The organism is Nonomuraea sp. NPDC023979, from assembly GCF_040639085.1.
In the GTDB taxonomy this organism is placed as follows: domain Bacteria; phylum Actinomycetota; class Actinomycetes; order Streptosporangiales; family Streptosporangiaceae; genus Nonomuraea; species Nonomuraea ceibae.
In genome coordinates this window covers 1-25,548 of sequence record NZ_JBEZZG010000007.1, presented here as the reverse complement: position 1 = coordinate 25,548, position 25,548 = coordinate 1, and the positions used below count along the sequence as shown (strand labels likewise).

At 69.2% G+C, this 25,548-nt stretch carries 22 protein-coding genes, 1 tRNA gene and 2 pseudogenes; 13 read left to right on the top strand and 12 right to left on the bottom strand.

Annotated features, from left to right (window positions below; genetic code table 11):
- Positions 1 to 57 precede the first annotated feature (57 nt).
- From AB0G11_RS15255 to AB0G11_RS15245, 3 genes are all read left to right on the top strand, one after another.
- Positions 58 to 990 carry a LysR family transcriptional regulator gene (locus AB0G11_RS15255; RefSeq protein ID WP_219501723.1) on the top strand — a complete coding sequence of 311 codons (933 nt, stop codon included), beginning with the start codon at positions 58 to 60 and terminating at the stop codon, positions 988 to 990.
- Positions 991 to 1,072: 82 nt separating this feature from the next.
- Positions 1,073 to 2,512 (top strand): S1 family peptidase, encoded by a 1,440-nt coding sequence (locus AB0G11_RS15250; RefSeq protein ID WP_357586352.1) that lies wholly within the window; start codon positions 1,073 to 1,075, stop codon positions 2,510 to 2,512.
- 187 nt (positions 2,513 to 2,699) lie between these two features.
- Positions 2,700 to 2,773: transfer RNA gene (locus AB0G11_RS15245), tRNA-Ile, on the top strand.
- A 306-nt stretch (positions 2,774 to 3,079) separates the two neighbouring features.
- Here the strand turns inward: AB0G11_RS15245 and AB0G11_RS15240 are convergent.
- From AB0G11_RS15240 to AB0G11_RS15220, 5 genes and pseudogenes are all read right to left on the bottom strand, one after another.
- Positions 3,080 to 3,559: a hypothetical protein gene (locus tag AB0G11_RS15240; RefSeq protein ID WP_357586350.1), complete on the bottom strand. Its 480-nt coding sequence runs from the start codon at positions 3,557 to 3,559 to the stop codon at positions 3,080 to 3,082.
- 177 nt (positions 3,560 to 3,736) lie between these two features.
- Positions 3,737 to 4,108 (bottom strand): FCD domain-containing protein, encoded by a 372-nt coding sequence (locus tag AB0G11_RS15235; RefSeq protein WP_357586604.1) that lies wholly within the window; start codon positions 4,106 to 4,108, stop codon positions 3,737 to 3,739.
- A gap of 100 nt (positions 4,109 to 4,208) precedes the next feature.
- A pseudogene (locus tag AB0G11_RS15230) lies at positions 4,209 to 4,364 on the bottom strand (GntR family transcriptional regulator); the annotation flags it as partial.
- Positions 4,365 to 4,417: 53 nt separating this feature from the next.
- Entirely contained in the window at positions 4,418 to 6,697 is a 2,280-nt protein-coding gene (locus tag AB0G11_RS15225) for an alpha-N-acetylglucosaminidase (RefSeq protein ID WP_357586348.1), read from the bottom strand.
- A gap of 38 nt (positions 6,698 to 6,735) precedes the next feature.
- The gene (locus tag AB0G11_RS15220) at positions 6,736 to 8,022 is read right to left on the bottom strand and encodes an MFS transporter (protein WP_357586346.1); all 1,287 of its coding nucleotides are present in this window, start codon (positions 8,020 to 8,022) and stop codon (positions 6,736 to 6,738) included.
- 291 nt (positions 8,023 to 8,313) lie between these two features.
- Between AB0G11_RS15220 and AB0G11_RS15215 the strand changes: the two genes are divergently transcribed.
- From AB0G11_RS15215 to AB0G11_RS15175, 9 genes and pseudogenes are all read left to right on the top strand, one after another.
- Entirely contained in the window at positions 8,314 to 8,505 is a 192-nt protein-coding gene (locus AB0G11_RS15215; protein WP_219501861.1) for a ferredoxin, read from the top strand.
- Between the two features lie 30 nt (positions 8,506 to 8,535).
- Positions 8,536 to 9,714 (top strand): FAD-dependent oxidoreductase, encoded by a 1,179-nt coding sequence (locus tag AB0G11_RS15210; protein ID WP_357586344.1) that lies wholly within the window; start codon positions 8,536 to 8,538, stop codon positions 9,712 to 9,714.
- 16 nt (positions 9,715 to 9,730) lie between these two features.
- Positions 9,731 to 10,948: a cytochrome P450 gene (locus AB0G11_RS15205; RefSeq protein WP_219501865.1), complete on the top strand. Its 1,218-nt coding sequence runs from the start codon at positions 9,731 to 9,733 to the stop codon at positions 10,946 to 10,948.
- A gap of 40 nt (positions 10,949 to 10,988) precedes the next feature.
- A complete protein-coding gene (locus AB0G11_RS15200; RefSeq protein WP_219501867.1) occupies positions 10,989 to 11,909 on the top strand; it encodes a hypothetical protein in 921 nt (306 codons plus the stop codon).
- Between the two features lie 110 nt (positions 11,910 to 12,019).
- A complete protein-coding gene (locus tag AB0G11_RS15195) occupies positions 12,020 to 12,934 on the top strand; it encodes an AraC family transcriptional regulator (RefSeq protein ID WP_357586342.1) in 915 nt (304 codons plus the stop codon).
- Between the two features lie 78 nt (positions 12,935 to 13,012).
- A pseudogene (locus AB0G11_RS15190) lies at positions 13,013 to 13,273 on the top strand (transposase); the annotation flags it as partial.
- A gap of 218 nt (positions 13,274 to 13,491) precedes the next feature.
- Complete coding sequence (locus AB0G11_RS15185) at positions 13,492 to 15,162, top strand: hypothetical protein (protein ID WP_357586340.1); 1,671 nt, start codon at positions 13,492 to 13,494, stop codon at positions 15,160 to 15,162.
- A 336-nt stretch (positions 15,163 to 15,498) separates the two neighbouring features.
- On the top strand, positions 15,499 to 15,669 hold the full coding sequence (locus AB0G11_RS15180; RefSeq protein WP_357586338.1) for a hypothetical protein: 171 nt from the start codon (positions 15,499 to 15,501) through the stop codon (positions 15,667 to 15,669).
- A gap of 255 nt (positions 15,670 to 15,924) precedes the next feature.
- Positions 15,925 to 16,776 carry an AfsR/SARP family transcriptional regulator gene (locus AB0G11_RS15175; RefSeq protein WP_357586336.1) on the top strand — a complete coding sequence of 284 codons (852 nt, stop codon included), beginning with the start codon at positions 15,925 to 15,927 and terminating at the stop codon, positions 16,774 to 16,776.
- A gap of 84 nt (positions 16,777 to 16,860) precedes the next feature.
- Here the strand turns inward: AB0G11_RS15175 and AB0G11_RS15170 are convergent, their stop codons facing one another.
- From AB0G11_RS15170 to AB0G11_RS15140, 7 genes are all read right to left on the bottom strand, one after another.
- Positions 16,861 to 17,565, bottom strand: coding sequence for a sulfotransferase family protein (locus tag AB0G11_RS15170; protein WP_357586335.1), 705 nt, complete (start codon positions 17,563 to 17,565; stop codon positions 16,861 to 16,863).
- 20 nt (positions 17,566 to 17,585) lie between these two features.
- The gene (locus AB0G11_RS15165) at positions 17,586 to 18,626 is read right to left on the bottom strand and encodes an endonuclease/exonuclease/phosphatase family protein (RefSeq protein WP_357586333.1); all 1,041 of its coding nucleotides are present in this window, start codon (positions 18,624 to 18,626) and stop codon (positions 17,586 to 17,588) included.
- 136 nt (positions 18,627 to 18,762) lie between these two features.
- On the bottom strand, positions 18,763 to 19,671 hold the full coding sequence (locus AB0G11_RS15160) for a lysylphosphatidylglycerol synthase domain-containing protein (protein WP_219501879.1): 909 nt from the start codon (positions 19,669 to 19,671) through the stop codon (positions 18,763 to 18,765).
- 38 nt (positions 19,672 to 19,709) lie between these two features.
- Positions 19,710 to 20,945, bottom strand: coding sequence for a glycosyltransferase family 4 protein (locus AB0G11_RS15155; protein ID WP_357586331.1), 1,236 nt, complete (start codon positions 20,943 to 20,945; stop codon positions 19,710 to 19,712).
- Positions 20,942 to 21,910, bottom strand: a complete 969-nt coding sequence (locus tag AB0G11_RS15150; protein WP_357586329.1) for a UbiA prenyltransferase family protein — start codon at positions 21,908 to 21,910, stop codon at positions 20,942 to 20,944. The genes AB0G11_RS15155 and AB0G11_RS15150 overlap by 4 nt, the downstream gene beginning before the upstream one ends.
- A gap of 20 nt (positions 21,911 to 21,930) precedes the next feature.
- The gene (locus AB0G11_RS15145) at positions 21,931 to 22,971 is read right to left on the bottom strand and encodes an NAD-dependent epimerase/dehydratase family protein (RefSeq protein WP_219501884.1); all 1,041 of its coding nucleotides are present in this window, start codon (positions 22,969 to 22,971) and stop codon (positions 21,931 to 21,933) included.
- Entirely contained in the window at positions 22,953 to 24,395 is a 1,443-nt protein-coding gene (locus AB0G11_RS15140; protein WP_357586327.1) for an aminotransferase class III-fold pyridoxal phosphate-dependent enzyme, read from the bottom strand. Before AB0G11_RS15140 ends, AB0G11_RS15145 begins: the two co-directional genes overlap by 19 nt.
- Positions 24,396 to 24,733: 338 nt before the next feature.
- Here AB0G11_RS15140 and AB0G11_RS15135 point away from each other — a divergent pair.
- The coding region (locus AB0G11_RS15135; RefSeq protein ID WP_357586325.1) for a glycosyl hydrolase family 18 protein at positions 24,734 to 25,548 on the top strand (815 nt) is incomplete at its 3' end.

The following is a 25,548-nucleotide window of genomic DNA, read 5'->3' as shown; positions in this document are numbered from 1 at the left end:
CACAATTCCTGACATATAGGCATTGTCCCGGAGATTGGACCGCCTTACCTTCCGGGTATGGACCTCGAGCTCCGGCACCTCAGAATCGTCCGCGCGGTAGCGGACGCGGGAAGTGTCAGCAAGGCCGCCTCCCTGCTCGGGTTAGCGCAGCCTGCCCTGACCGCCCAGCTGAAACGTATCGAGCGCATGCTCGGCGGCGCGCTGTTCGAGCGCGACCGTCACGGCGCCCGCCCCACCCGGCTCGGCGAGCTGGTGCTCGCCCGCGCCCGGGTGCTCCTGCCCGCCGCCAAGGAACTCCAGGAGGAGGCCGTACGGTTCGCGCACGCCCCCTCCCCCGGCTACCGGATCGGCGCGACGAACGGCCCCGTGCTCGGCGGCCTGGTCGACCGGCTCGCCGCCGAACGGAGCGTGACCACGTACACGAGCTGGTCGACCCACGAGCTCACCACGATGGTCGAGCTCGGCCGCCTCGACTACGTGCTCACCGGCGCGTGCGGCGAGGGCGGCGCCCCCACCGGCACGCTGGTGTGGGAGACGATCAGCCTCGACCCCGTCTTCGTGCTCATGGCCGACACCCACCCGCTGGCCAGGGAGAAGGAGGTGGAGCTCGGCGACCTGGCCGAGGAGCAGTGGGCCGCGACGCCCGGCGACGGCTGCTTCACCGACTGCTTCGCGACGGCGTGCGCGCGGGCGGGGTTCACGCCGCGCACGATGTACGAGACGGACCTCGCCACCTGCGCGCACCTGGCCCAGGTAGGGCGGGCGGTGGTGCTCTGTCAAGCCACTCATCAGGCCGCGCCCGGTCTGGTCGTGGTGCCGCTGAAGAACGCGCCGCTGCGCTGGCGGCAGCTCCTCGGCCGGCATCCCGGCGCCGCCGACGCGCCCTGGGTGATGGTGCAGGCCAAACAGGCCCACCAGGAGGCCGTACGACGCAGCATCGTCTATCACGACTGGCTGGTACGAAATCCGGGTTTCGGCACCGCACCATAACATCGCGATAGGGGCGAAGTAGTACTCCTCGCTCAGTGGGCGGCTGGTTACTTTAACGGCACCCCAGCAGCAAGGAGACATCATGCTCCGCACTCCTGCCACCATCGCGATCGCGATCGGCGCGTTACTCGTGACGGCGACCCCGGCCGTCGCCGAGAAGCCACCCTCCGGCGTCGTCGACGCCATCCAGCGCGACCTCGGCATCACCCAGGAACAGGCGATCAACCGCCTGGCCAACGAGGCGCGCGGCAACAGGGCCGCCCCCGGCCTGCGCAAGAAGCTCGGCGACCGCTTCGCCGGGATCTGGTACGAAGGCGCCGAGAGCGCCCTCGTCGTGGCCACCGTCGACGCGGCCGACACCGCGGCGATCACCCGCGCCGGCGCGCGGGCCCGAGTCGTGCCCAGAACCCTGGCCGACCTCACCGCCGTCAAGGAGCGCCTGGACAAGGCCGCGCCGCCCGCGACCGTGCACGCCTGGTCGGTCTCCGTCGCCGACAATTCCGTCGTCGTCTGGGCCGCCGACCACGATGCCGCCCGCGCCTGGATGGCCACCGCCGGCGTGGACGCCAAGGCCGTCAAGCTGGAGCAGTCCGCCGAACGGGCCAAGCTCTTCTACGACATCCGCGGCGGCGACGCCTACTACACCGGCCCCTACCGCTGCTCGGTCGGCTTCGCGGCCCGGCGCGGCACCCAGATGGGCTACACCACCGCCGGCCACTGCGGCTCCACCGGCGACGCCACCCAGGGCCACAACCGGGTGGCGCAGGGCACGTTCCAGATCTCCTCGTTCCCGGGCAACGACTACGCCTGGGTGCAGACGAACGCCGACTGGACCGGCCCCGGCGTCGTCAACGGCTACTCGGCCGGCATCCTGCCCGTGCGCGGCGCGGCCGTCACCCAGCCCGGCGGCTCCGTGTGCCGCTCCGGCTCCACCACCCAGTGGCACTGCGGCACCGTCACCGCGCTCAACTCCACCGTGAACTACCCCGAGGGCACCGTCTCCGGCCTCACCCGCACCACCGTCTGCGCCGAAGGCGGCGACTCCGGCGGCTCGTTCATCTCCGGCGACCAGGCCCAGGGCATGACCTCCGGCGGCTCCGGCAACTGCACCAGCGGCGGCACCACGTACTTCCAGCCCATCGGGGAGATCATCTCGGTCGGCAACCTGACGCTGGTCACGAGCGGCGGCAACGACCCCGACCCGCCCACCGGCTGCGACGGCTACGAGGACACCTACACCGGCTCCCTCACCTCCGGCCAGAACGCCTACCAGCCCGACGGCTCCTACTACCGCACCACCACCTCGGGCACCCACGCGGCCTGCCTGGACGCCCCTGACAGCGCCGACTTCGACCTGTACCTCCAGCGCTGGAGCGGCTCCGCCTGGAGCACCGTGGCCAGGAGCGACAGCCCGAACGCCGACGAGTCCATCAGCTACAACGGCAGCGCCGGCTACTACCGCTACCGCGTCCACGCCTACAGCGGCTCCGGCTCCTACACCCTCGGCCTGAACCGCCCGTAACCCTGCTTCCCCCGGGCCGGGGAGCCCCGCGCTCCCCGGCCCTCCCACGCCCGAGGGTTTTATCCACTGTGATCCGACTTGGGCTCCATTCCGCCTGCCGGTCGTGGAATGATGTCCGAGGCAGCCGCGCGCACCGCCGGAAGCCACGGCGTCATGCTCTAGCCTTGAGGCCGTACAAATGAATCCAGGGGCGGTAGCTCAGCCGGTCAGAGCATCGGACTCATAATCCGTGGGTCGTGGGTTCAAGTCCCACCCGCCCTACTCCAATACCGCGTCCGACCTGGGCTTTCTCGGTTTCCTGGGGCCTCGTGGCACCTTGTTGATCATGATTAGTGCTCGCGGGCACATCGGTAGATCGTTCAAGCGGCCAATCCCAACACAGGCTTCACAAAGGAACACGAGAACAAAGCGCCGCCGAGCTCGCCATTCCTGGCGACGCCCGACACTGCCTCAAGCACGGATCGAACCGCATCGACAGTGCGCCTGCCGAAAGATGCGTCCGTGCAGGTCAAGCGGCGTGGGAGTATTCGTGGAGGATTCCGCCGAGTCGATCGTGTCGGCGGATGTTCAGATCGAGGATGCGCGCCGGTTTGGTGATCGGGTCGGGTGCGGCGCGGAGTGGGGCGGCTTGGTCGAGAGCTTGATGAGCGCGATGCTCGTTGCAGAAACGTTCATACTCGCCGGGAGCGTGGCGTAGATGGAGTTCATCCGCGGCATCCGAGTGCCGGTGAGCACAGTCTGGATACCGGTTTCGGCCAGAATCCCATCCATGAGAGCGGGGAACGTGCCGTCTCGGTCGCGAATCAGGCAGGTCCGGGCATGCTGCCGTTTCACGATCTCGCGGTGCCAGCGCAGGATGGGGTCCGGGCGGACGACAAGCCGGAGCCGGCGCAAGACTGCGCGGGGAAGCGAGGTCAGGAGAGTCGCCAGGAAGAAGCGGTCTTCGGGGGTGAACCTGACCCGCACATCCGCGCCGAGCCGCCGTTCCAAGACCATGATCTGATGACGCAGCGCGAGAATCTCGACGTCCTTGTCACGATCACTCATCGGCAGTAGCCGTAGCGCGGCGAATGCGTTCGTGACGGTCAGACAGGCCGGACGAAGAAGCGTGAACGATCATCATGCCGCACCCAGCAGCCTCTCCGGACGGGATTTCGGCAGGCTACACACCCGCCTTGTGGGCATTCGCGCAGCTTATTGCCCTCTATCTTGTAGGACAATAAGTCAGGCGCCGAGCGGCCCGGTGGTCCTCGCGTGGCCGATGACGAGGATGCCATCGCGCGTCCTGAGCAGGTGGGCGCGCATGAGCCGGTCCGCGTGGTCCTCCTCGCCGCGGAGGATCGCGTTGCCGATGTCGCGATGGAACCGGGCGGAGCCGGCCACCGAGAGCTCGTGGTCGGGAGCGGCGGCCCGGATGACCCGGGTCGTCTGCAGGTGGTAGGCCATGACGTGCAACTGGCCGCCCAGACGGCTCAGGACCTCGTTGTCGGCGAGGTCGAGCACCAGGTGGTGGAAGCGCTCGTTCACGTCCATGTAGCCGGCCGGCTCGCCGCCCTGGAGGAACGTGGCGTTCTCCCGCAGCACCTCCCGCAGCACGGCCTCGTGCTCGCCCTGGCCGATGCGGCGGGCCGCGAGCGGCGCCGCGCTTCGGCTCGACGACGACCAGCCCCTCGCCGGCCAGCCGCCCCAGCGCCTCTCGCACAGGGCCACGGCTCACGCCCAGCTCCTGTGTCCAGTCGGCCTCGATCAGCCGCTGGCCGCCGACGAGCTGACCACGCTTGATGCGCTCGCGAAGCTCGCCGGCGATGCGCTCGACGACCGACGACCCGCTCTCGGACACGACCCTGGGCATGGGTGCATCGTGGCAGTGTTCGACTCGATCGTCCGACAAGAGTGTCGGTCACTTCACCCGGTTTCCGGCCGCGTGAACCGAGTCTGCCGCAACGCGGCCTCGACGCGTTCGGCGAAGCCGAGCACGGCGGTCGCCGCGGAGACGGGGTCGCCGGACGCAACCGCCGCGAACTCGACGTCCGGCTCCACCCAGTCCGCCGCGAAGCGGTACCAGTCCACCGGCGTGGTCGGTTCCGCGGTCAGCGCCTTGCGCACCTCGGCGAACCACCGCTCCCAGCGCGAGCGGAAGTAGCCGCCCACCAGACCCGCCCAGCTCCGGGTGGCGTATTCGGTCAGCACGAACGAATCCTCGTAACCCCAGCTCGTGAGGAGCCGTTTGGCCTCGGTCGCCAGCCGCACGGATTCGTCCGGCGTGCCTCCCCACCGTCTCGCGTCGGCGACCCAGCGCCCGAGCAGAAAGTTCTCGTCGGTTGAGAGGACCGCGTCCTGGACCTCGACGCCGTCGAGGAAGAGCGCCACCAGGCGGTCGTACTGGTCCAGGTCCTTCGCGTCGGCGGCCTCGGCGAGGGCCGGAAGGACGCGTCGCGCCTCGTCATCGACCACCTGACGAGCGAGGTCGACGAGATCGAACCGGAATCCGGGCGTCAGCTCGGCGGGAGCGCCGGACAACATCAGACGCAACGCGGGCACCAGCGCTCCGGCCGGATAGCCGAGTGCTCGCGGACCCACCGTGCTCGCCTGGTTGGCGCGCAGGCTCGGGACGGCCGCGATCACCGAGTCGGTGCCCGCGTAGAACTCGAACTCGATGCCGTCGATCGCTCCGGCGACCTCGTTGTCGCTCATCGGAAACCACGACCCGGTGGGAGCCGCGTGGGCGGCGGCATCGACGGCCGTGCCGGACAACGCCGTGCTCCACTCCGCGGGCGCGGGAGCCGGGCCGGCGCCCCGCCACGACGCGTACGCGGTGGCCAGCAGGATCCGCCAGGCTTCGCGCAGCTCCGGGCGCGCGGTGCCGTACCGGGCCGCCGTCCACGACGCCAGCCAGCCGTCCAGCTCGATCCGGTCGCGCTGCCACGCCACATCGTGGAAGAGGTCCCAGACGACCGGATTGTTCCCGACGCCTTCCGCCATGTTCGCGAGCCCCGTCAACCGCCGCGTACCCGCCCTGCCGAGCTTCGCGGGGGTTTCCGCGATCGCCGCCAGGTCGCCGTACAGCGACGTCCGGCCGCCGTAGTTGGGCAGGATCCCGTACACCCACGGGGTGTCGTCGAACGCGTCGAGCCGCTCCCAGGACTCGCCGGTCAGGTCGATCACGAGGAGATGCTCGCGGTCAACGGCGTCGAGCAGTTCGCGGCGCGGGTTCCCGACCCACGCCTGCAGGACCCAGGTGTAGGCGGGGTCGGCCCGCTGCATTCCCGCCTCGACGCCGCGGGCGGCCTCGGCCAGCGGCACGCCGCCGGACTTGCCGCCCTCGTGGAGCAGGTCGACGGCCCACATGCCGCCCGCGTCGAAGAGGCGGCGCTGCTCGGCGTAGAACGCGTCCGCGACGGCGTCGTAGTGCGGCGTGTCGCAGGCCAGCCAGTCCGGGCGTTCTGGGCCGGCCATGTCGAGGAACCACTTGCCCTGCGGGATCGTACGGGCACCGGGATTCCGCTCGGCGAACCCGCGCGGCACCGTCCCGCTGAAACCGGGCAGGACCGCCCGCATTCCCAGCTCGCGCATGCGGCCCAGCACCTGGCGGGCGAGCTCGGCACGGCGTTCGATGAGGTCGAGACTCGTTCCATCGCCGAAGTGCTCGATGTTGTTGAGCCACTGCCATGGCTGGTGGGACGGCGGGGCGATCCAGGCGAGCAGTTCGTCCTGCCGGTAGCCGAATCGCTGGAAGGTGCTGAGCCACACCGCCTCCTGCCCGAGGGTGAGCTGCACGGTGTTGACTCCGCTCGCCGCGAGCAGGTCCAGTTCCCGCTGCCACTGGTCCCAGTCGAAATACGGCGTCGTGTACCCGCCGACCGTGATGTTGTGCGCGAGGCGGATGGGGTATCCGCACCGCATCTCGATCGGCACTCCTTCGATGAGCTCACCCGAGATGGGCCGGACGCCGAAACGCGACACGCTGCCGAGACCCGTCCGCCGGGCGTACGCGGCGTAGGCCGACACCGCTGCCACGACGTCGCTCGCGCGGATCCGCAGGCGGCCCCCGGAGGCGTCGACGGCGAAGGCCGAGTGATCTCCAGGGACCGTCATCGGCGAGATCACGATACGGTCGGCCGGCAACCCGCTGAGGCGGGAGATCGCGGCGACCGCGGCCGTGAACGAGACGCTGTCCGTTGACATGAAGTTCCATCCTCCTGGTACGTCAGGGGCCGGGGCGATCATTTGTCCACGCGCTGGGGTCTGACCCGGAGCACCGTGAGTGATCCGAGGAACGCGAACACGCCGCCCACGACGAAGAGCGCGGGATAGCCGCCGAGCCTCTCCACCGCCAGCGCGGCGGCGAAAGGCGCGATGACCTGGGGCGCGGTGAGAGCGATGTGGAAGACACCCAGGTCACGACCGGCGTCGCCGGTCTTGGGCAGCACGAGGGTCGCGAGGGAGAGGTCCACGCCGAGGAACGCGCCAAGGGCGAATCCGCTCAGCCCGGCCTGGACGAGGAACATGGTCCAGCTCGGCGAGAACAGGGGCAGGACGATCGAGGACGTGAGGAGCAGGGACGAGATCAGCACGAAGCCCCGGTGCCGGCCCAGCCGATCCACGAGCGGTCCGGCGATCAGGGTGCCGATGGTGAGGAACACGATGCTGGTCGTCTGTGCCGTCGCCACCGCGGCGGTGGGCGTGAGTCCCGCCGGCAGCTCGACGTAGTCCTGAAGGATGTACAGGCCGAAGCCGAAGACGATGTAATAGCCCATGTAGATGACGGCGCGGGAGACGAACACCCAGCGATAGTCGCGATCACGCAGACTGCTGAACATCGCCATGAACTGCCGCCCGATAGGCGTCCGCTCAAGCCGCGGATCGTCCAGCGCCGTGCTGGAGCGGTCGCGGACGAGTATCGCGGAGATGACGGACGCGATCAGGAAGAGGCCGCCGAGGAGCGCGTAAGCGACCATGGGCGAGGCGGCCAGCGCCGCACCCAGTTGAACGCCGATGACGCCGCCCACGGGGATGCCGACGCCCTGCACGGTGCTGGCGAGTCCGTGCCGCCTCGGCGGAACGCCCTCCGGGATCGTGGCCAGGATGATGTTGAGGCCGATGTTGATCGTGGCCTGGATCAGGAAGGAGCCGATCACCAGGCCGGTCACGGTGGAGACCGCTCCGGTGAGTACGAGCGCGGCCGCGGTCGTGACGCCGCCGGCGAGGATCCACGGCGATCGGCGGCCCCAGCGGGTTCGCGTACGGTCCGACATCAGTCCCACCAGCGGCGGTATGCCGAACGAGGCGATCGCGCTCACGCTGGTGACGAGGGCCAGGGTGGCGACGGCATCATCGCCGGCGGCGGACCTCACCTGCGTGGGCAGGAGCACGGTGAGGGCGGCGTTGTTGGCGGCGTAACCGAAGACGTTCACGAGGAACATCGCGGTGAGGAGCGGCGCGATGCGTCTCAGGGGCGCCGGGGCGGCGGCGGTTTCGGTTCCGCTTCCTGTTGCGGGATAGGCAGTCATGGGGGGTCCTCTGTTCTCACGTCACGGCTCTGAGACGGGCGATGCCGTTGAGGCCCGCCGATCAGACGTGTGTTCGCTCACCTGCGGTTGATCGCTTTCAGGCGATCGAGCACGGCGCGCTCACAGGAGGTGAGCATTGGCGCTGCGGCCGAGAGAAGCCAGCAAATGCCATGAAAGTACCGGAATCGGTCAATAGCGGCGTGGCCGCTGCGGCGTGTCTCGGCGATCGTGGTGGCACCGAGTCGCCGGCGGCCCGGAAACCCCCGGGCACCCGTTCCAGAGAGGTTCGATATGGATGTCACCGTCAACAAGCCTGCCTGCGTGGGCGCGGGCCAGTGCGCCCTGGTCGCCGGAGAGCTGTTCGACCAGGACGACGACGGCATCGTGATCATGCTGAAGCCGACGATCGGTCCCTCCGACGAGGCGACCGTGAGACGCGCGGCGACGTTGTGCCCGGCTCGCGCCATCAGGATCGCGGAGTAACAGGGGATGCCATCTGGTGCGCGATCAGAGGTGCTCATCGTCGGCGCGTCGGTGGCGGGGCTGTCCACGGCCGGAACGCTGCGTGACGAGGGCTTCCCGGGCGGAATCACCATGATCGGCGATGAGGACGCGCTGCCGTACGGCAGGCCCCCGCTGTCCAAGCAGATCCTGTCCGGCGAGTGGCCGATCGACGAGTCCGCGTTGTGCACACCGGCTGAGCTGGACAGACTCGGCATCAGGCTCGTACGGGGAACGGCAGCGGTGTCACTCGACCCTTCCGAGCGGGTCGTGACCACGGCCTCGGGTGACGACATGCGCTACGGCACCCTCGTGGTGGCCACCGGGGCATCCGCCCGCCGGCCGCCCTACGGCGACGGCCTCGGGGGCGTCCACTGTCTTCGTACCCGCGCCGACGCCACGGCCCTGCGAGCGGACCTCGCCACAGCCCGGCACGCCGTCGTGGCAGGCGCGGGCGTCCTGGGGTCGGAGATCGCCGCCGGCCTGCGCAAGCTCGGTCTCGCGGTGACCCTCGTCGGACGGTCACCGGAGCTGCGCCTCGCGCAGGCGGGCGCCTTGTTGTCGCCGCTCATCGCGCGACTGCACCGCGAGCACGGCGTCGATCTGCGACTCGGTGAGGAGGTCGTCGCGCTCCGCGGCGCAGACCGGGTGTCGGCCGCGAGGTTGTCCGGCGGCGACGTCATCGAGACGGATCTCGTGGTCGCGGCCATCGGATGCGTCCCCAACACCGGCTGGCTGTCATCGAGCGGGCTCGACGTGTCCAACGGGGTCGTCTGCGACTCCGCGGGCCGTGCCGCTCCCGGCGTCTTCGCCGCGGGCGACGTGGCGGCCTGGACCGACCCCGCAACGGGGATCCCCGCCCGGGTCGGGCACCAGCTCAACGCCGCCGAGCAGGCGCAGATCGTCGCCCGGACCATCGCCACCGGCGCCGTACCCACCGCGCAACCGGTCCCGTTCTTCTGGTCGGAGCTGTTCGGCACCAAGATCCAGGTCTTCGGGCGCTGCGACGGTGCCTCGCTGGACACGATCGCGGGCGACACCTCGTCGGGGCGCTTCGTCGCCGCCGTCCAGCGAGACGGAGTCGTCACCGGAATCGTCGGGTGGAACATGCCGCGCGACTTCCGTATCGCCCGGGAGCGGGTCGGCCGTCCGGCCGAAGGTCTCGACCGATCAAGACAACGTGTTCACTGACAGGAAGGTAGCGATCGTGACGGACTCGCTTTCCACCACACCCGACACCACGGCGGCGGGCTGCCCGTTCCACACCGCCGTCACCATGCCGTTCGACGGGACGCCGCAGCGGCCGTCGTCCCGCTTCGCCGAATGGCGGGCACAGGCTCCGGCGACGCGGATGAAGGCGTCCGACGGAAACGTCGGCTGGTTCGTGACCCGGCACGCCCTCGCCCGCGCCGTGCTCGGGGACGCGAGGTTCAGCCAGCAACCGCAGCGGTTCCCCCTCGGGCCGACCCGCTCCTTCGGCGACGCGGACGAGGACGCGCTGCGCTCGATCGCGTCCGGAAACCTGCTCTCGCTCGACTCGCCGCAGCACGTGAAACTGCGGCGGGCGGTGATCGGCCGTTTCTCCGTCAAGTCCGCCCAGAGCCATAGAGCGGCCATCGCGGCGTTCACGGGGAAGCAGCTTGAGCGATTTCTCACCCACGGCTCACCCGCGGACCTGTACAAGCACTACGCGGAGCCCGTGTCCGTGTTCGCCCACTGCCGCGTGCTCGGGATCCCCGATGACCACATCGAGGGGTTCACGGCGGCCTACGTCGAGGAGGCGCCGCTGGACCTGATGTTCGGCTTCGTCCGGACACTGCTCGACGTCAAGAAGGACGACCTCGGAGAGGACGTCGTCAGCGATCTGCTGCGATCCGAACTCTCACGACACGAGATCGAGGGAATCCTGACCCTGCTGATGGCCGCGGGCCGCGACGCTGTCGCGCACATCATCGCGACCGGCGCCGCCCTGCTGCTCTCCCGTCCCGCGCAGCTTGAGAGGCTGAGATCCGAGCCGGCCCTGATCTCGACCGCGGTGGAGGAGTTCGTCAGGTACGGCGGGATGTTCGTGTCCGTCTTCCCCAGGACGGCGACCGAGGACGTCGTCCTTGAAGGCATGCGCATCCGTAAGGGTGAGTCGGTGTGGGTATCGCCCGCGGCGGCCAACCGCGACGAGAGACGCTTCGCGAACCCCGACGAGTTCGACGTCGGCCGCGACGCGTTCGGGCACCTCGGATTCGGATACGGGACGCACGGCTGCGTCGGGCAGCAACTGGCGCGGGTGGTGATCGCCGAGGCGATCACCCAGCTGGTCGCGGGTGTGCCCTCTCTCACGCTCGTGTCCGCAGAGCAGGACGGCCACCTGCCCTTCGCGGGCGACCTGCCGACCTACCAGACAGGAGCGGTGTTCGTTGCGTGGAAGTGAGCGCCGGGACGCGGCGGGCGGCACCGCGTCCGGCGGGACGATGCGCTGGCAGACACTTCCGTCCGGGGTACCGGCGAGCACGGAATGGTCTCATTCCGGCATAGCGCTGGATCGGGAGGGGAACCTGTTCTGGGCGCACCCCGGCGGCGGGGCGGTTCTGGTCCGGCGAGCGCTCGACGGCGGTGTCGAGCAGATCGAGGTGCCCCTGCTCGAAATCCACGGGATCAGCTACGACCCTCGCCATGGAGGTGCGCTCTGGCTCGCGGATCCGGGTTTCAAGCCGCGACCGCCGGACTACGACGTCGAGGCACGCGAAGGCCGCGGTGGCCGCCTCGACCTCAGGACGCGACAGTTCACCGCGTTGAGCCGGCCGTCGCACCCGGCGTACGCGAAGGATCCCTGGCGGCCCACCTCCATCGCGGTCGACGGGCCGGCCGTCTTCGTCGCCGACGGCTACGGCGCGAGCCTCGTCCACCTCTACGGCGACCGCGGGCACGAAAGGACCATCGACGGCTCCGAATCGGGGCTGCCCTTCGCGTGCCCGCACGGCCTCGTGATCACCGAAACGGATCGCGGCCGGGAGTTGGTCGTGGCCGACAGGGGCAACCGGCGGCTGGTCACCTTCGGGCTGGACGGCGCATACCACGGCACCTTTACCCACCCCGGGCTGAGGAGTCCGACCTGCCTCGCCGTACGAGAGCGCGAACTCATCGTGACCGACCTCGACGGCGCGCTGACCGCGGTGGACCTGGAGACGGGCGCGCTTCGGCACATCATCCCGTTTCCCGCCGCCGGCAAGAGAGACGGCTGGCCGAACGCCCGGCGCGGCGGCACCCTGAGCCGACCCGACCTGGTCGAGGGCACGCTCAACAGTCCCCACGGCGTGGCTGCCGGGCCCGACGGCTCCATCTACCTCACCGAGTACGTCATCGGTGGCCGCGAGGTCCGGCTGACGCCGTAGCCGGACGGCGAGAGTCCGGGCCCCAGGGCCACGACGGGTGAGCCGGCGCGGCGGCTACGCTGAGTGGAGAGCACGGGGGACCGGGCTGCGCGAAAGAAGGACCAGGGTCAATGCGTATCGTCTATGAGCATCTTGAGCCGGAATTCCCGGTCAACTGGCGCTACACTCGGTTCCAGGAGCCCCGGCTGGATGCTTACTGGCATTTTCATCACGATTACGAGCTGACCTACATCCTCAACGGAAACGGCACCCGCCTGGCCGGGAGCTCGGTGGAGGAATACCGGCCCGGAGACCTTTCCCTGTTCGGTCCCGATTTGCCGCACACGTACGTGTCGACGCCCGAGAGCGAGCCGATCGAGGCGATCGTCGTCCATTTCACCCGGGATTTTCTCGGCCCGGAGTTCTTCGACTCACCGGTGTTCGGAAACGTCGGGCGCATGCTCGACGACTCGCTGCGCGGCATCCACTTTCCTGACGTGGTCCCCCCGCTCGCGGGCCTTGACCGGCTCGCGGCCCCGGAGCGGACGGTCGAGCTGATCAGGATCCTCGTCATGCTGAGCCGGGCGCCCTACATCCTGCTCGCGACGGGACGGAGCCCGTCCGTTCTCCACCACGGCACCGCGCTGCGGATCCAAGCCATGATGAAGGTGATTCATTCCGGTTACACGGCCCGGTTGTCGCTGGACGACATCGCAGCGGCGGCGCACATGAACGCCAGCGCCGCCAGCCGGCTGTTCTCCCGCAGCACCGGTTTCACCGTCTCCCACTACGTGAACCTCGTCCGCGTCAACCGGGCCTGCCAGTTGTTGCGCGACACGGATCGCTCGGTTTCGGTGATCGCCGCCGACTCCGGATTCGGGAACCTCTCCAATTTCAACCGCCGTTTCCGCGAACTCAAGAACATGTCGCCCCGTGAGTATCGCGCGAACTTCCGGGTCGAATGGGAGGCGGTCGGCGGCAGGGACCTCCGCGGCGTCCGGGTGGATCTGCGCGAGCTCCGCAGCCGGCGTGGGAGCCGTGTTTAGGCGCCCGGTCCCGGGCCGCTCCAGTCGGCCGTGCCATCGACCCCGCACGACCGAGAAGCGTCACGAGCCCATCGAACCCTGCTGATGCGGCTGCCGCTGCCGCCGCTGCGGATCCCGCGCGTGCTGGGGGTCGATGACTTCGCGCTCAAGCGCCGGCACCGGTATGCCACCATCCTCATCGACGCCGAGACGGGCGAGCGGATCGATGTCCTGCCCGGCCGCGGGGCCGAGGTCCTGGAAACGTGGCTGCGCTCCCACCCGGGGGTCGCGATCGTTCGCCGCGACGGGTCAGGCGCCTACGGCGAGGCGGTCCGGCGTGCCCTACCGGATGCGGGGCAGGCCGGCCGGCCGCGCTCCTCGGCTCGCACATGTCCAGCCCTTCGTGGCGCTGGTGAGCCCACTGGGCCTGTCGGCCGGCTTTGCAGGCATGTGCCCTGGCGGCGACACCGCGCCACCGACCCCCCGTACGAGGTCCGCACGGTCTGAGATCGCACTGGACGGTGATGATCACGTATGCGAACATGAGTTCGACAATTTCCCGCCTGAATGGAGTGCATGTGCGCTTCTCCAACTCTGGCCGTGCTCCTCTCTCCCACCGATTAGTCGCCCTGGCCGGCTCCCTGTTCCTGGCGGCGGCCCTGCTGGTCGCCCAGGCGCCCGCCGCCTCGGCCGCCGACACCGTCACCGACCTCGGCGTAGCCGCCGGCAGGGGCGGCGACGTGGTAGGGCACACCGGCAAGATCTTCGTCGCCGCCGACGACCGGATCGTGGTCACCAAGAGCGACGGCACGCTCATCGACACGATCGGCGGCCTGTCCGGCGCCCTGGCCCTGTCCGTGGCGGACAACGGCAGACATGTCTACGCGGCGCTGCGCGACTCGCATGAAGTGATCGAAATCGACATCGCGACGCTCGCCATCACCAGGCGGGTCGACCTCAGCGCCTACCCGTGCCCGTCCACGCTGGCGCAGGCGTACGAGCGGGTGTGGGTCGGCTACGGGTGCGGCCAGGCGGGGGCTGGAGGCGTCGTCGCACTCGAGACGTGGAGGCCCACGCCCGCCCTCGTGCCGGTCGAGTCGGGCACGACGCAGCCTCCGCTGGTCGCCGTCGCCGGGCGCACGCTGGCCGTGGGAGAGCCGGGCGCCGGCCCTGCCTCGATCAGGCTGTACGACGTCGGCACCGCTCCGGCCACCCCGCTCGGCGAGATGCGCGCCGGCACGGCCCTGCGGGACCTCGCGCTCGCCGACCACGGGTCGACGGCGCTGTCGGCGCTGGCCGACACCCACCGGTTCGACGCCTGGGACACGACGACCAGAACCACGACACGCGCGTACGACAGCGGCGAGCTGAGCGAGCATGGCCTCCCCGCCGCCGTCGCGGCCAGCCAGGACGACGACTACGTCGTGGGCGGCTGGAACTCCGCCGCGGGCGACGCGGCGGAGCTCGTGGTGTACGACCCGGCCACGGCGGAGGTGATCTACTCGGCCGGCCACCAGGGGAAGACGCTGGTGCCGGGCAGCATCGCCTTCTACGGCGTACTCACCTACGCGGTGCTGAAGGAGCCCGGCACCGGGCGGATACACCTCTGGCGGCTGCCGCATTCGCCGTACCACGCCTCCGCCCTGACCATGACGGCTCCTTCCGAGGCGACCGCGCTCAAGCAGCTGACCTTCCACGGGCGGCTCACGCTGAGCTCCGGCGCGCTGCCCGGCGTACAGACGCTTGAGCTGTACAGCTGGCTCCCCGACGGCACCTCGCGGCCCTTCCGGGAAGTCACCACGGAGGCGGACGGCACCTACCAGTTCACCGACACCGCACCGGCAGGAGGGTCGTACGAATACAGGTTGTCCTGGCCGGGCAACTCATGGTTCCGGAGCAGCTGGGACACGGCTGTCGTCGCGGTGAGCCGGTACCAGCCGGTGCTCACGGTGACCGGTCCGCAGACCGGCACCGTCGGCGAGCCACTCGCCTTCAGCGGAACGTTCGCCGCCGACGGCATCACCTTCCCGCCCGGCGTTGTCACTGTCGTCCGTACCGTCTCCAATTCCGAGGGCAGTACCTCGAAGGGTCTGGCCAAGATAACCACCGGTGCCGACGGGTCGTTCAGCTTCGCCGACACGCCCGAGACGGCCGGCAAGTACACGTACGTCATCCGATCGGTGGCGAACTCGGCCGTCGAGTCAGCGAGGACCAGCCACGTGATGCTCGTCCGCCAGCCCTCCACGTAACTCCGACAGGGTGACGGCGATCCGAATCGCCGTCACCCCTGTCATATCGTTGAACCACGAAAACCCCAGCCCGCTCGGGTCTTCCCGCACGAACGGATGGGGCTGCGCGACCGCCCATCGTTCGGCAGGCCACCGGCGGCGTCCTACGCCAGCTCCGGGCCCATCATTATGTGGAGTCTGTTCTGTCAAGCGGGGCTGTTCGCTATCAGCTGGCCGGTTCCGTATAGAGCCTGGACAATCGCCTGGCGTGATGGGGATTTCCGGGTTCGAGCCGACCTTTCTCGTCGGGCTCGAAGCTGTCCGCGTGCAGCACGGACCGGGCCTTGCCGCGCGATCGTGCGTTTCGTCGAGGACGGGGACTGGTTCGCCGACTGCCCCATCGTCTTGGACTTCGACGGGGTCCGGGTAGAGATCTGCCACTGGAAGTTCGACGAGCTGACGATCGGCTGGCGTTCTTCAGGTGATGACCTGGCGGACGGCACCCTCGCAGTGGAGCTCGCCGGTTGATCTCGATGACCGGCAGCCGGTGCGCGAGCCCGCGTAGCCGCGTACAGCGGATCGAAATCGGCTTCCCGTAGCATCCGGACATCCTGGACCGACACGGGAGGGGACGATGCAGAACTGGCCATCGCGTTCCACGTCCCGGTGGCGATTCTGCCCTCCATGAACGCCCCGGACAATCAGCCGGGCGTCCGCGCAATTCAGCACCTTGGACAACCAAAAGGATCGGCACCTACTGATACGCGAAACGGGGGAGGCTGCATGCCAGACACGCAGGGCGATCGGCTCGAGATCGCCGGGAGGATCGGGCCGGTGGAGTTCCGGGTGTTGGGCGCGGTGGAAGTGCTCAAGAGCGGGGCTCGCGTCAACCTGGGCGGGGCACGGGAACAGACGCTGCTCGGCGCGCTGCTCCTGCATGCGAACGAGCCCGTGAGCGTCGGTTATCTCGTCGAATCCGTGTGGGATCGCCCGCTGGCGTCCCCGGAGACGAACCTGCGGAGTTATGTGTCCAGGCTGCGCCGCCGGCTGGACGCGGTGCCGCATGGCGGGGACCGGCTGCTCACCCGTAGCGGTGGCTATCTGCTCGTGGTTCAGCCGGGCGAGCTGGACGCCGACGTCTTCGAGCGGCTGCTGGACGAGGCCGAGCGCGCGCTCGCCGCGGATGAACTGTCCCGGGCGGTGACGGCGCTGCGGCAGGCGGTGGACCTGTGGCGGGGCGCGCCCATGCAGGGCGGCCGGGCGGGGCCCGCGCTCTGTTCGGAGCTCACCCGGCTGACCGAACGGAGGTTGTGGGCGTTGGAGCGTTACTACCACACGAGGATCCGGCTCGGCGAGCACGCGGCGGCCTCCAACGACCTGCACCGGCTCGTCGCGCATCACCCGTTGCACGAGGAGCTCTGGGCCCTGCTCATCGTCGCGCTCTACCGCTCGGGTCGCCGCGCCGAGGCGCTGGCCGCGTACACGCGCGTGCGGAATCGGCTGGCCGACGAGCTGGGGATCGCGCCAGGGCCCCGGCTCCGGCAGCTCCATGCCGCGGTCCTGCACGACGATCCCGCACTCGCGCCCCGCCGGCCGGCCGACGACCTGGCGGAGCTCAAGCCGCTGCCGACATAGCCCTCGGACCATGTGCGGTCACCCGCCTGTCCGCCACCGCCTGCGACTCGGGAGAGGGCCGCGGATCCCGGCGGCGCCGGTACCTCAGGTGCATGGCCGCGTCCGGCCCAGGAGCAGCGGGAGCGCCCTCCCTCCGAAGCCGCCTCGGCTGCTGCTGTATTCCGCTGTGTCGTTCACCCGGGGGAACGGCTCATCGGGCACCGGCACGTCGAGGAATGCGCAGAGCGGTTTCCAGCCGTCGCGGACGTCGAGTACCAGTAACCGGTCCGCGGGTACGGTCTCCCGGATCTGCGCGGTGTGCTCCTCGAACAGCTCGACAGCGCGTTGCGGTGTCTGCTCGGCCAGGAAGCGCAGGGCCTGCGCCTCGTACGTCACCTGGAAGAGCCTGACCAGGGGGGCGAGGTCCGTGCCGAACATCGACGACAGGAGGACAGCGGCCTTTCCGGGCAGCGAATCGACGCGCCGGCGCCGCTCGTACAGCGTCTTCCGTATGCTGTCCAGCCAGCGTTCGGGGTCGCGCACCGTGTGGACGACCTTCGCCTCCGGATAGCAGTGGACCAGCCTGCGCCAGCAGACGGAGGCCGGCTCGCCCAGCAGTGATGCATACCCGGTGAGGATGCCTTCCCAGGGCGCCGAGTCGTCCTCGATGATCCGGAGCAGCGGCCGGATCAGCTCCGTCCTGTCGAAGATCGCTCCCGCGCTGAAACACGGGCCGAATCCGAGCCGTACCAGCGCGACCTCGAGGGACGTCGTTCCCGTACGGCCCAACCCGGTGGCTATGACCTGCATCGATGTCTGCTCCTGTCTCGTCACGAGGGACGGGGGACGCCTACGTGGAACTGCTGGGCCAGGTGGTCCGAGAAGGCCCCTCCGCCGGCCAGCCGGTGGTTGGAGACGGCCACGTCGCCCTTGGTGTACAGCCAGTCGAGACGCCACAGCGCGGGCAGCGAGTAGTCGCGGACGGGCCACGTGTGAGGCGCCCCCAGGGAACTCCGGGGCCAGTGCGCCTCCGTACCGGATCCGAGGGGGTAGAGGTCCATCCAGGGCGTGTTGAAGTCACCCGCCACCACCGCCGGGTTGGGGTTGCCCGCGAGGTCCGCGCGCAGCCTGTCCAGTTCCTTGAGCCGCCAGGTGGCCTGTTCCTCGATCAGCCGGGCGGTCTGCGAGGTGAAGACGCCGGAGAGGCTGCCGCGGAAGGGGTTGTCCCCCAGCCGGAAGGGCGTCGGCAAGTGGACGTTGTAGAAGGAGACCGTGCGCCCGTCGATCCGGATGTCGGTGCGCTGGTTCTTCGCCGCCTTCCAGAACCACTGGGAGCCGGTGCCGGGCACGTGCTCATGGTGCGTCGCGACGATGGGCAGCCGGGAAAGAGTGACGAACGTGCTGTCGACGGACAGGTGGTAGCCGGGGAATTCCGTCCGCAGCCGGGCCGACTCGTCGATGCGGAATACGTGGTTGTACGGCGCGGCCTCTTTCGCGTGGAGATATTCCTGCAAGAGATAGACATCGGCATCCTGGCGGCGCAGGAAGGCGTAGAAGTCATCCCTGTCGTCCCACATCTCCCAGTATCCGGTGTTCCAGGCGAACACCTTGATCCCGCCGGAGGCACTGGTGGCGCCTGACCATCCACGGCCGTAACCGGCCAGATAGGCCCCGGCCAGCAGCAGGAGAACCAGGACGACCGAGAGCCAACGGCGGACCGGGCGCGCGAACCACACGAACGCGAGCAGCAGCAGCGGCACCACCACCGCCGTCACCGGAGGAGTGGCCTCGAAGACGGACCACACCCACCACCGCCCGGCGAACAGGATGAGCAGGACGAGGTACGTGATCCACGCCGCCGTGGCGGCCACGAGGAGCCGTGTCCCCTTGCACCAGCGGCGTCGCGCGCCCTGGGTGTCCCGCGGCTCCCCGGTGTCGTCTCCTTCGGGCGGGGACAGGGACGGATTGCCTTCTTGCGCCTGTGCGTGTTCCATCGGAGCGTGCGTCCTAACTGACCTGTCGATAGGTGTCTGACGGTTTCACCCGGCGGATTCCGGCCAGCAGCCCCAGCACGCCGAGGGTCGCGACCACGTGGCCCAGGGTCGTGATGGCCCGGCTCAGCAACAGCAGGGTGACCAGGTCCGGCCCGCCGAGCAGAACGCCGAAGGTGAGGCTGAGCACGGCCTCGCGCACTCCCAGGCCGGCGGGCGCGAACGACAGCCCTCCGGCGACGGCGCTCAGCGCGAACCCTCCGATGCCCAGCGTCATGGCGGACGCCGCGGGCACCCCGAGGGCGATGCCGATGATCGCCGCGTGCAGGCCCGTGCACCACCATCCGAGGACGCCCAGGGCGATCACCGCCAGGGAGACCCTGCCGGTGGGAAGCGTGATCTCACGCTCGCCCCGTCGCAGTAGCCGCTGGCCCAGGCGGATCAGTCGCCTCAGCAGGGGCGGCGCCAGCATGACCACACAGGCGCAGAGCACGAGCGGCACCATCAGCCACCATCGGGGACTGTCCGCCACCAGTTGCGGGAGGGCGAGCAGCCCGACCAGGGTCCCGCCGATCGCCGTCATGATCATCATCACCAGGCCCGCCCCGAGGAGCCTGGTCGCCGGCACTCCGACCCGCCGGGCGAGCGTGGCCTGGGTGACGGTGGGCCACATCGCCCCGGGCAGGTAGATCGTCACCCCGGAGAGGAAATACAGCCAGGCCGCGTCGGTAACGGCGAGGCGTCCGCAGGTGCGCGTCACCAGGAGCCGCCACCCGAAGAATCCGGGGAAATTCGCCATCACGGTGACCCCCACCGCGGCAGCGGCGGCGCCCCAGCCCACGGAGCTCAGGCTGTCCGCGAGGCCATGTCGTACACGCCAGACCTGCCAGCCGAGGAAGACGGCGACGGCCGCGTAGACGGCCACTCTCAGAACCTTGAGAACGCTCTTCGACGAACGCACCGCTATCGCACCATCGTGGTTCGGCGATGCGAGCCGATGACGGAAGGGCAGTCCCGGAGCGGAACGAGCTGATCGAACAGCTCCTCGTACGCCTTGAAGCAGTTCTCCTTGTCGTAGAGCTCCCGGGCCCTGCGCCCGCCCTCCGCGCGCTCTGCCGGGGTCAGCGCCGCGAGCTCGGTGATCGCGCGGGCCAGCGCGGCCGGATCACGCATCGGGACCCGGCGGCCGAACCCCGTTTCCATGACGGGCGAGCGCCCTCCAGGAAAGTCCGTGGTGACCGAAGGGACGCCGGCCATCATCGCCTCGGCCTGCACGATGCCGAAGGATTCCCAGATGGACGGCAGGGCGAAGACGTCGATCGACGCGTAGAAGTCGTCGATCTGGCCTCCTCTCAGCATGCCGAGCATCCGCACCCGGCTGTCGTCGCCGATGAGCGGGCGAAGCCGATCTTCGATTCCGCCGCCGGCCACCTCGATCCAGTCGCCGCCGATCAGCAGCCGGGCGTCCGGGTCGTCGAGCAGCTGGAATGCCCGGATCAGGTATTCGATCCCCTTCTCTTCCACGATCCGGCCGAGGAATCCGATGTGCAGCCCGGGCCCGTCACGATGGTTCGGCTCGGCGCCCCGGCGATCCAGGCACGGCGGCGCGATCCCGCGCCAGTGCCTGCGCCTGATCATGGGCCACAGCTTGGAGCCACGCGCCTGATCGGAGCTGTTCAGTACGACGGCGTCGGCGAACCGCATCGCCATCCACGTGGAACGGCTGACCGCGTTCGTCGCGACCGAGTTGACCACTCCCGGTGGCAGCCACAGGTCGGTGTGGTGCGTGATCACCAACGGCCGGTCCCGCACGCTCAGCGCGATCGGCGCCACTTCGAGCATCGGCACATGCAGGTTGACGATCGCCGACCGGCGAGCGACACGCCGGACAAGGGGCACGAACTGCGGACTCACCGGCCCCCGCCCGATTCTGGTGCGGACGGGGCTGCGAAAGATCGAGACGCCGGAGCGGAGCTCCCGCAGGGGCAGCGACTCGTCGTGCTGGACGGCCACGACCGCCACCCGGCTCCCCCGCTTGGCCAGCCCCTCCGCCAGCGTCTGGGCATAGATCGTCAGCCCGCTGACGTACGGAGCGTAATAGTTGATGATGATCGCAACGTCGAATTCGTGAGCACTCATGGCAGGCATCGGTTCCTCACCCGGACGCGGCCAGGGCGTGAGTTCATGGCGCGCGTTCATGGCGCGGCGGGATGGTGGCCGAGCACGAACAGGACGCTGAACGCGACCGCCCACAGAGCACAGGCGCACTGCAGGGTGCGGTCGCGCAGCAGGTGCCGCACCGGATCGCCGTCGTTCCGGCTCGTCAGCTGGATCTGCAGGTAGCGGAAGACGATGAAGAGCGCGAACGGGGCGGACAGCGCCATCGCCGTCTGGCCGTGGTCGCGGCTCAGCGAAGCCCCGGTTCCCAGGTACATGAGGCCGGAGATGAGGGCGAACACCGACGTGACCTGCATGAGCCAGCCGGTCAGCTCCACCGTGTAGCCGCGGAGCGCCGGCCGGTGCGCGGCTCCCGCGCCCAGGAGTTCCTGGCGTCGCTTGCCGAGGAGGAACAGCACGGACACGGCCAGCACCGTGACCAGGAGCCAGTGCGCGACGGGTTCGCCCACCGCCAGATAGCCCTGGACGACCCGGAGGACGAAGCCCAGCCCCACCGCGCTCAGGTCCACGAGCGGGACGTGCTTGAGAACCAGGCTGTAGGCCACGTTGAGCCCCAGGTACACCAGCACCGGCCAGCTCGGGACGGGGGCGAAGGCCAGCACCGCGCCGAGCGAGGCGAGCAGTCCGGCGCAGTAGAGGTATCCCACCGGCACCGGAATCCGGCCGGAGGCGATGGGGCGGTGGCATTTGACCTCATGGCGGCCGTCCCGGTGCCGGTCGGCGATGTCGTTGCCGACGTAGACCGCGGCGGAGGCCAGCATGAACGCGCCCACAGCCCACGCGATCCTGCCGGCCATCGCGACGTTCCAGGGCCAGGCGTCGATGAGCGCGAGCGGGACGAAGAAGACCGCCTTGACGGAGTGCAGCGGCCGCGCCAGCCGGACGAGGTCCAGGACCCACCGCAGCCGGCCGCCCTCGGCCTGCTCTGCCGGTGAGTCCGGGCGCTCGGAGTTCCTCGGCACACCGGTGGATCCCATGACGTGCATGTCGCAACCTCCGGCCAGGCTCAGAAGAAGACCTTCGCGAGTGACAGTGCGCCCTGCCGCCAGGCATCGCGGCTGGTCCGGCCCGCCCTCCCGGACGACCTGGCCTGACGTTGCTCCTGCCACCACTCGTACGTGCGGAGGATCGCTTCCCGGTTGGACAGCCGGGGCCGGAAGCCGAGCCGGTCACGGGCCTTGTCGATGCTGACGTAGGAGTCGTCGAGCAGTTTGTGGGCCAGCCGCCCGTACACCGGGGAGAGCCGCATCCGCTCCAGGATCCGGAGTCCGGCCAGAGCCGGCCGAGCCGGGAGCGAGACCACCCGCTTGCCGTGGCCCGCGGCGTCGAGCACCGCCTGGAAGTTCTCCCGGACCGTGCCGAACTCCGCGGCCGCGATGTTGTACGTGTCGCCCGCCACGTCCGCCGGAGCGGAAAGGACGCCGACGACGGCCTCCACCAGATCCTCGATGGCCAGCATCTGGTTGCGGGTATTGCCGTCGCCCAGGACGGGGAAGTTGCGCCCTTCCTCGGCCCACTCGAAGAGCATCGCGAACAGGCCCATCCGGCCGGGGCCGACGAAGGTCTTGGGACGCAGGATCGGAACGCACATGCCGTCCGCCCGGTACTCTTCGGCCACTTCCTCCGCCGCGCTCTTGGCCCGCGTGTACGGGTCGACCGGCTCGCGCGGATGATCCTCCGGGGTCGGCACCAGCTTGGGCAGCCCGTAGACGGCGGTGGACGAGATGTGGACGACCCGCTCGACGCCGGCGCGGCGTCCGGCCTCGAGCACACTGCGGGTGCCGTGGACGATCACGTCGTGGATCTGGGCAGCCGGGTAGCTCGGCAGCGCACCGGCGCAGTGCACGACGGCGTCGGCCCCCGCCATCGCGTCGGTCAGCAGCGCGGTGTCGCGGATGTCACCGATCCGCTGCCGCCAGCCGTAGCCGGGGTCGGGCGACAGGCGCAGGTCCACGCCGACGACGTCACGGCCCTGCCCGACGAGATGCCGGGCCAGTACGCCGCCGAGCATTCCCGCGCTTCCGGTGACTACGATCCGCTCGGCCATCGCGGCGCCACCTTCTCCCGTACGAATCGGACGAGGAGCCGCGACAGGCCCTTGGCCAAGGTCTGGTCCAGGGCGTCCAGGAAGTATTCGACATCCGCGGGCTCCGCCACCAAAGGGGGTGCCACGACGAGCGGATTCCGGCCGTTCAAGGTGTAATACGCGTAGACGTCGTGATCATGATATAAGGCGTCGATGACCGAGCAGGTGATCAGTTTGACGCGGAAATTCGGGTCGCGAGCCAGGCCGCTGGGCGCCAATTTGGCGACGAGATCGAGGATGCGCGGCCCGCCGTCCAGGAAGACGCCGTACAGCGCACCGGCGCCGCGCACGTCGGCCACCGCATGACCATGCTCCTTGCGGATCCGGTCCAGACCTGGCGCCAATACCTGCTCGATGTCCCTCGCCCGTTTCGGATAGTCGTCCTCGACGGCGATGTTGACGGCCTCGATGGCGGTGACGCTCTCCTCGCCGAACCCGTAATACGTCGTGCTCGTGCTGAGCAGGAGGGAGTCGGTGAGGTTGTCGTACGCCTTGCGGAACACCGGCTCCCTCGCGATGTAAGCCGAGACCGAGGATTTTCCGCCGCCGAACGATTTCGACGTCGTGAGGATGTCCGGGACGAGATCGGGGTAACGCATGAAATAGAACAGGCTCCCGGACTTCCCCCATCCGGTGTAGATCTCGTCGAAAATCAGGATGATGCCTTCTTCGGTGCAGAGATCCCGCAGCCCGCGCAGGAACTCCTCCGAGCACAACCGCATGGTCGACGCGCTGAACGGCTCGATGAGAATCGCGTACACATCGCAGCCGCCGTCTGGCCGGCGGGCCCGGCGGACCGCGTCCCGTACGGAATCGAGGTCGTCGTAGCGAAAGCTGCCGATGCCGGGGATCGTGGGAAAGGCGAAATTCTTCTGCGCCCCGCCGGTGAGGCCGGCGGATCCGAGCAGCTTGCCGTGAAAGCTGATGTCGGCGTGGAGGATCTGCCCTCTTCTGCTCTCATGGTATTTGTACGCCATCTTGACCGCGCCTTCGACGGCCTCGGCGCCGGAATTCGGGAAGAACGACATGTTCAGGTCGCCGGGCAGCAACTGGGCGAGGTTGTGGCTGAGCGCGGCGACGTAGGGCGAGAAATAGGTCTTGTGCACCTCCATGCGCCGCCGGTCGGCGAAGCGGCGGCGAGCGGCCAGGATGCGCGGATGATTGTGCCCGTGGTTGAGAACTCCGACCCCGCCCGTGACGTCGAGGACGCGGCGGCCGTCACGCGTCCAGATCCACGCGCCTTCCGCCCGGTCGACCAGTTCGCGGCCGAATCCGAACGAGGTCATCAGGGACACCTGGCTGCGGCTGACATATTTGCGGTAAAGGTCGTGAACCTGTTTTGCGGTAAGACGCTCACACTCGTCGACTGTGATCAGCTTGGACATGTGGGCATTTCCTTTCGCAGGCGTGAAGACCGCGTTCCCGTCGGTGACGGCCCGCCCTTTTATTGCCTGACCGGCATTCGCAGGATGACAGTGAGGGCGCTCAAATCCCGCCCAACTTCCGCCCAAGACGGGTGGCACGGTATTCATCCGGGCCCGCGCTGCCGGCCCGCCCGGACCCGCCACCGGAGGACGCCGGCTCCAGCGGCCGGGGCGCCTCTTACGCGCCCGCCGGTACCGGCATGCAGCAGCCTGCCGTCCGCCCGTTGACTGGCCGATCGCGACGTCCTACCGTCAGTGCCACTTAAAGGAAAGTTTCCTATAAATTCGGGAGACGTCACGTGAAGAAGGTCCTGCTCGCCCTCACCCTCTTACTCGGCATGACGGTGGTGTCAGCCCCCGCCGAAGCCCACCGCGACGGCTTCAAGAGAGTCGCCTACTTCATCCAGTGGGGCGTCTACGGCCGCAACTACCACGTCAAGGACATGGAAGCCAGCGGAGCGGCCCGCAAGCTCACGCACATCAACTACGCCTTCGGGCTCGTGAACCAGCAGGCCGAGTGCTACTCCTCCGACCCCTGGGCCGACTGGCAGCGGCCCGTGCCCGCCGAGCAGAGCGTCGACGGCGTCGCCGACACGGAGGGCCAGGCGCTGAACGGCAACCTCAACCAGTTCAAGAAGCTCAAGGCCAAGTACCCCAAGCTCAAGATCCTGATCTCACTGGGCGGCTGGACCGGCTCCGCGCACTTCTCCGACGCCGTCCTCACCCCCGAGTCGCGCAGCAAGCTCGCCAAGTCCTGCATCGACCTGTGGCTGCGCGGCAACCTGCCCGGCCTGCCCGAGGGCGCGGGCGCCGGCATCTTCGACGGCATCGACCTCGACTGGGAGTGGCCCGGCTTCCCCGGCGCCCCCGGTAACGTCGTCCGCCCCGAGGACAAGCAGAACTTCACCGCCTTCGTCGCCGAGCTCAGGTCCCAGCTCAACGAGTACCGGCGCTCCGCCCTGCTGACGGCGTTCCTGCCCGCCGCCACCCGCGTCATCGACGCCGGCCTCGAGGTGCCAAAGATCTTCCGCAACCTCGACTACGCCACCATCCAGGGCTACGACCTGCACGGCCCGTGGGACAAGATCACCGGCCACCACTCCAACCTCTTCAA

Coding starts and splice junctions, on each gene's coding strand:
- AB0G11_RS15255 (WP_219501723.1), top strand. CDS start 58: ATGGACCTCGAGCTCCGGCACCTCAGAATCGTCCGCGCGGTAGCGGAC.
- AB0G11_RS15250 (WP_357586352.1), top strand. CDS start 1,073: ATGCTCCGCACTCCTGCCACCATCGCGATCGCGATCGGCGCGTTACTC.
- AB0G11_RS15240 (WP_357586350.1), bottom strand. CDS start 3,559: ATGAGTGATCGTGACAAGGACGTCGAGATTCTCGCGCTGCGTCATCAG.
- AB0G11_RS15225 (WP_357586348.1), bottom strand. CDS start 6,697: ATGTCAACGGACAGCGTCTCGTTCACGGCCGCGGTCGCCGCGATCTCC.
- AB0G11_RS15220 (WP_357586346.1), bottom strand. CDS start 8,022: ATGACTGCCTATCCCGCAACAGGAAGCGGAACCGAAACCGCCGCCGCC.
- AB0G11_RS15215 (WP_219501861.1), top strand. CDS start 8,314: ATGGATGTCACCGTCAACAAGCCTGCCTGCGTGGGCGCGGGCCAGTGC.
- AB0G11_RS15200 (WP_219501867.1), top strand. CDS start 10,989: ATGCGCTGGCAGACACTTCCGTCCGGGGTACCGGCGAGCACGGAATGG.
- AB0G11_RS15195 (WP_357586342.1), top strand. CDS start 12,020: ATGCGTATCGTCTATGAGCATCTTGAGCCGGAATTCCCGGTCAACTGG.
- AB0G11_RS15175 (WP_357586336.1), top strand. CDS start 15,925: ATGCCAGACACGCAGGGCGATCGGCTCGAGATCGCCGGGAGGATCGGG.
- AB0G11_RS15170 (WP_357586335.1), bottom strand. CDS start 17,565: ATGCAGGTCATAGCCACCGGGTTGGGCCGTACGGGAACGACGTCCCTC.
- AB0G11_RS15155 (WP_357586331.1), bottom strand. CDS start 20,945: ATGAACGCGCGCCATGAACTCACGCCCTGGCCGCGTCCGGGTGAGGAA.
- AB0G11_RS15150 (WP_357586329.1), bottom strand. CDS start 21,910: ATGCACGTCATGGGATCCACCGGTGTGCCGAGGAACTCCGAGCGCCCG.
- AB0G11_RS15145 (WP_219501884.1), bottom strand. CDS start 22,971: ATGGCCGAGCGGATCGTAGTCACCGGAAGCGCGGGAATGCTCGGCGGC.
- AB0G11_RS15140 (WP_357586327.1), bottom strand. CDS start 24,395: ATGTCCAAGCTGATCACAGTCGACGAGTGTGAGCGTCTTACCGCAAAA.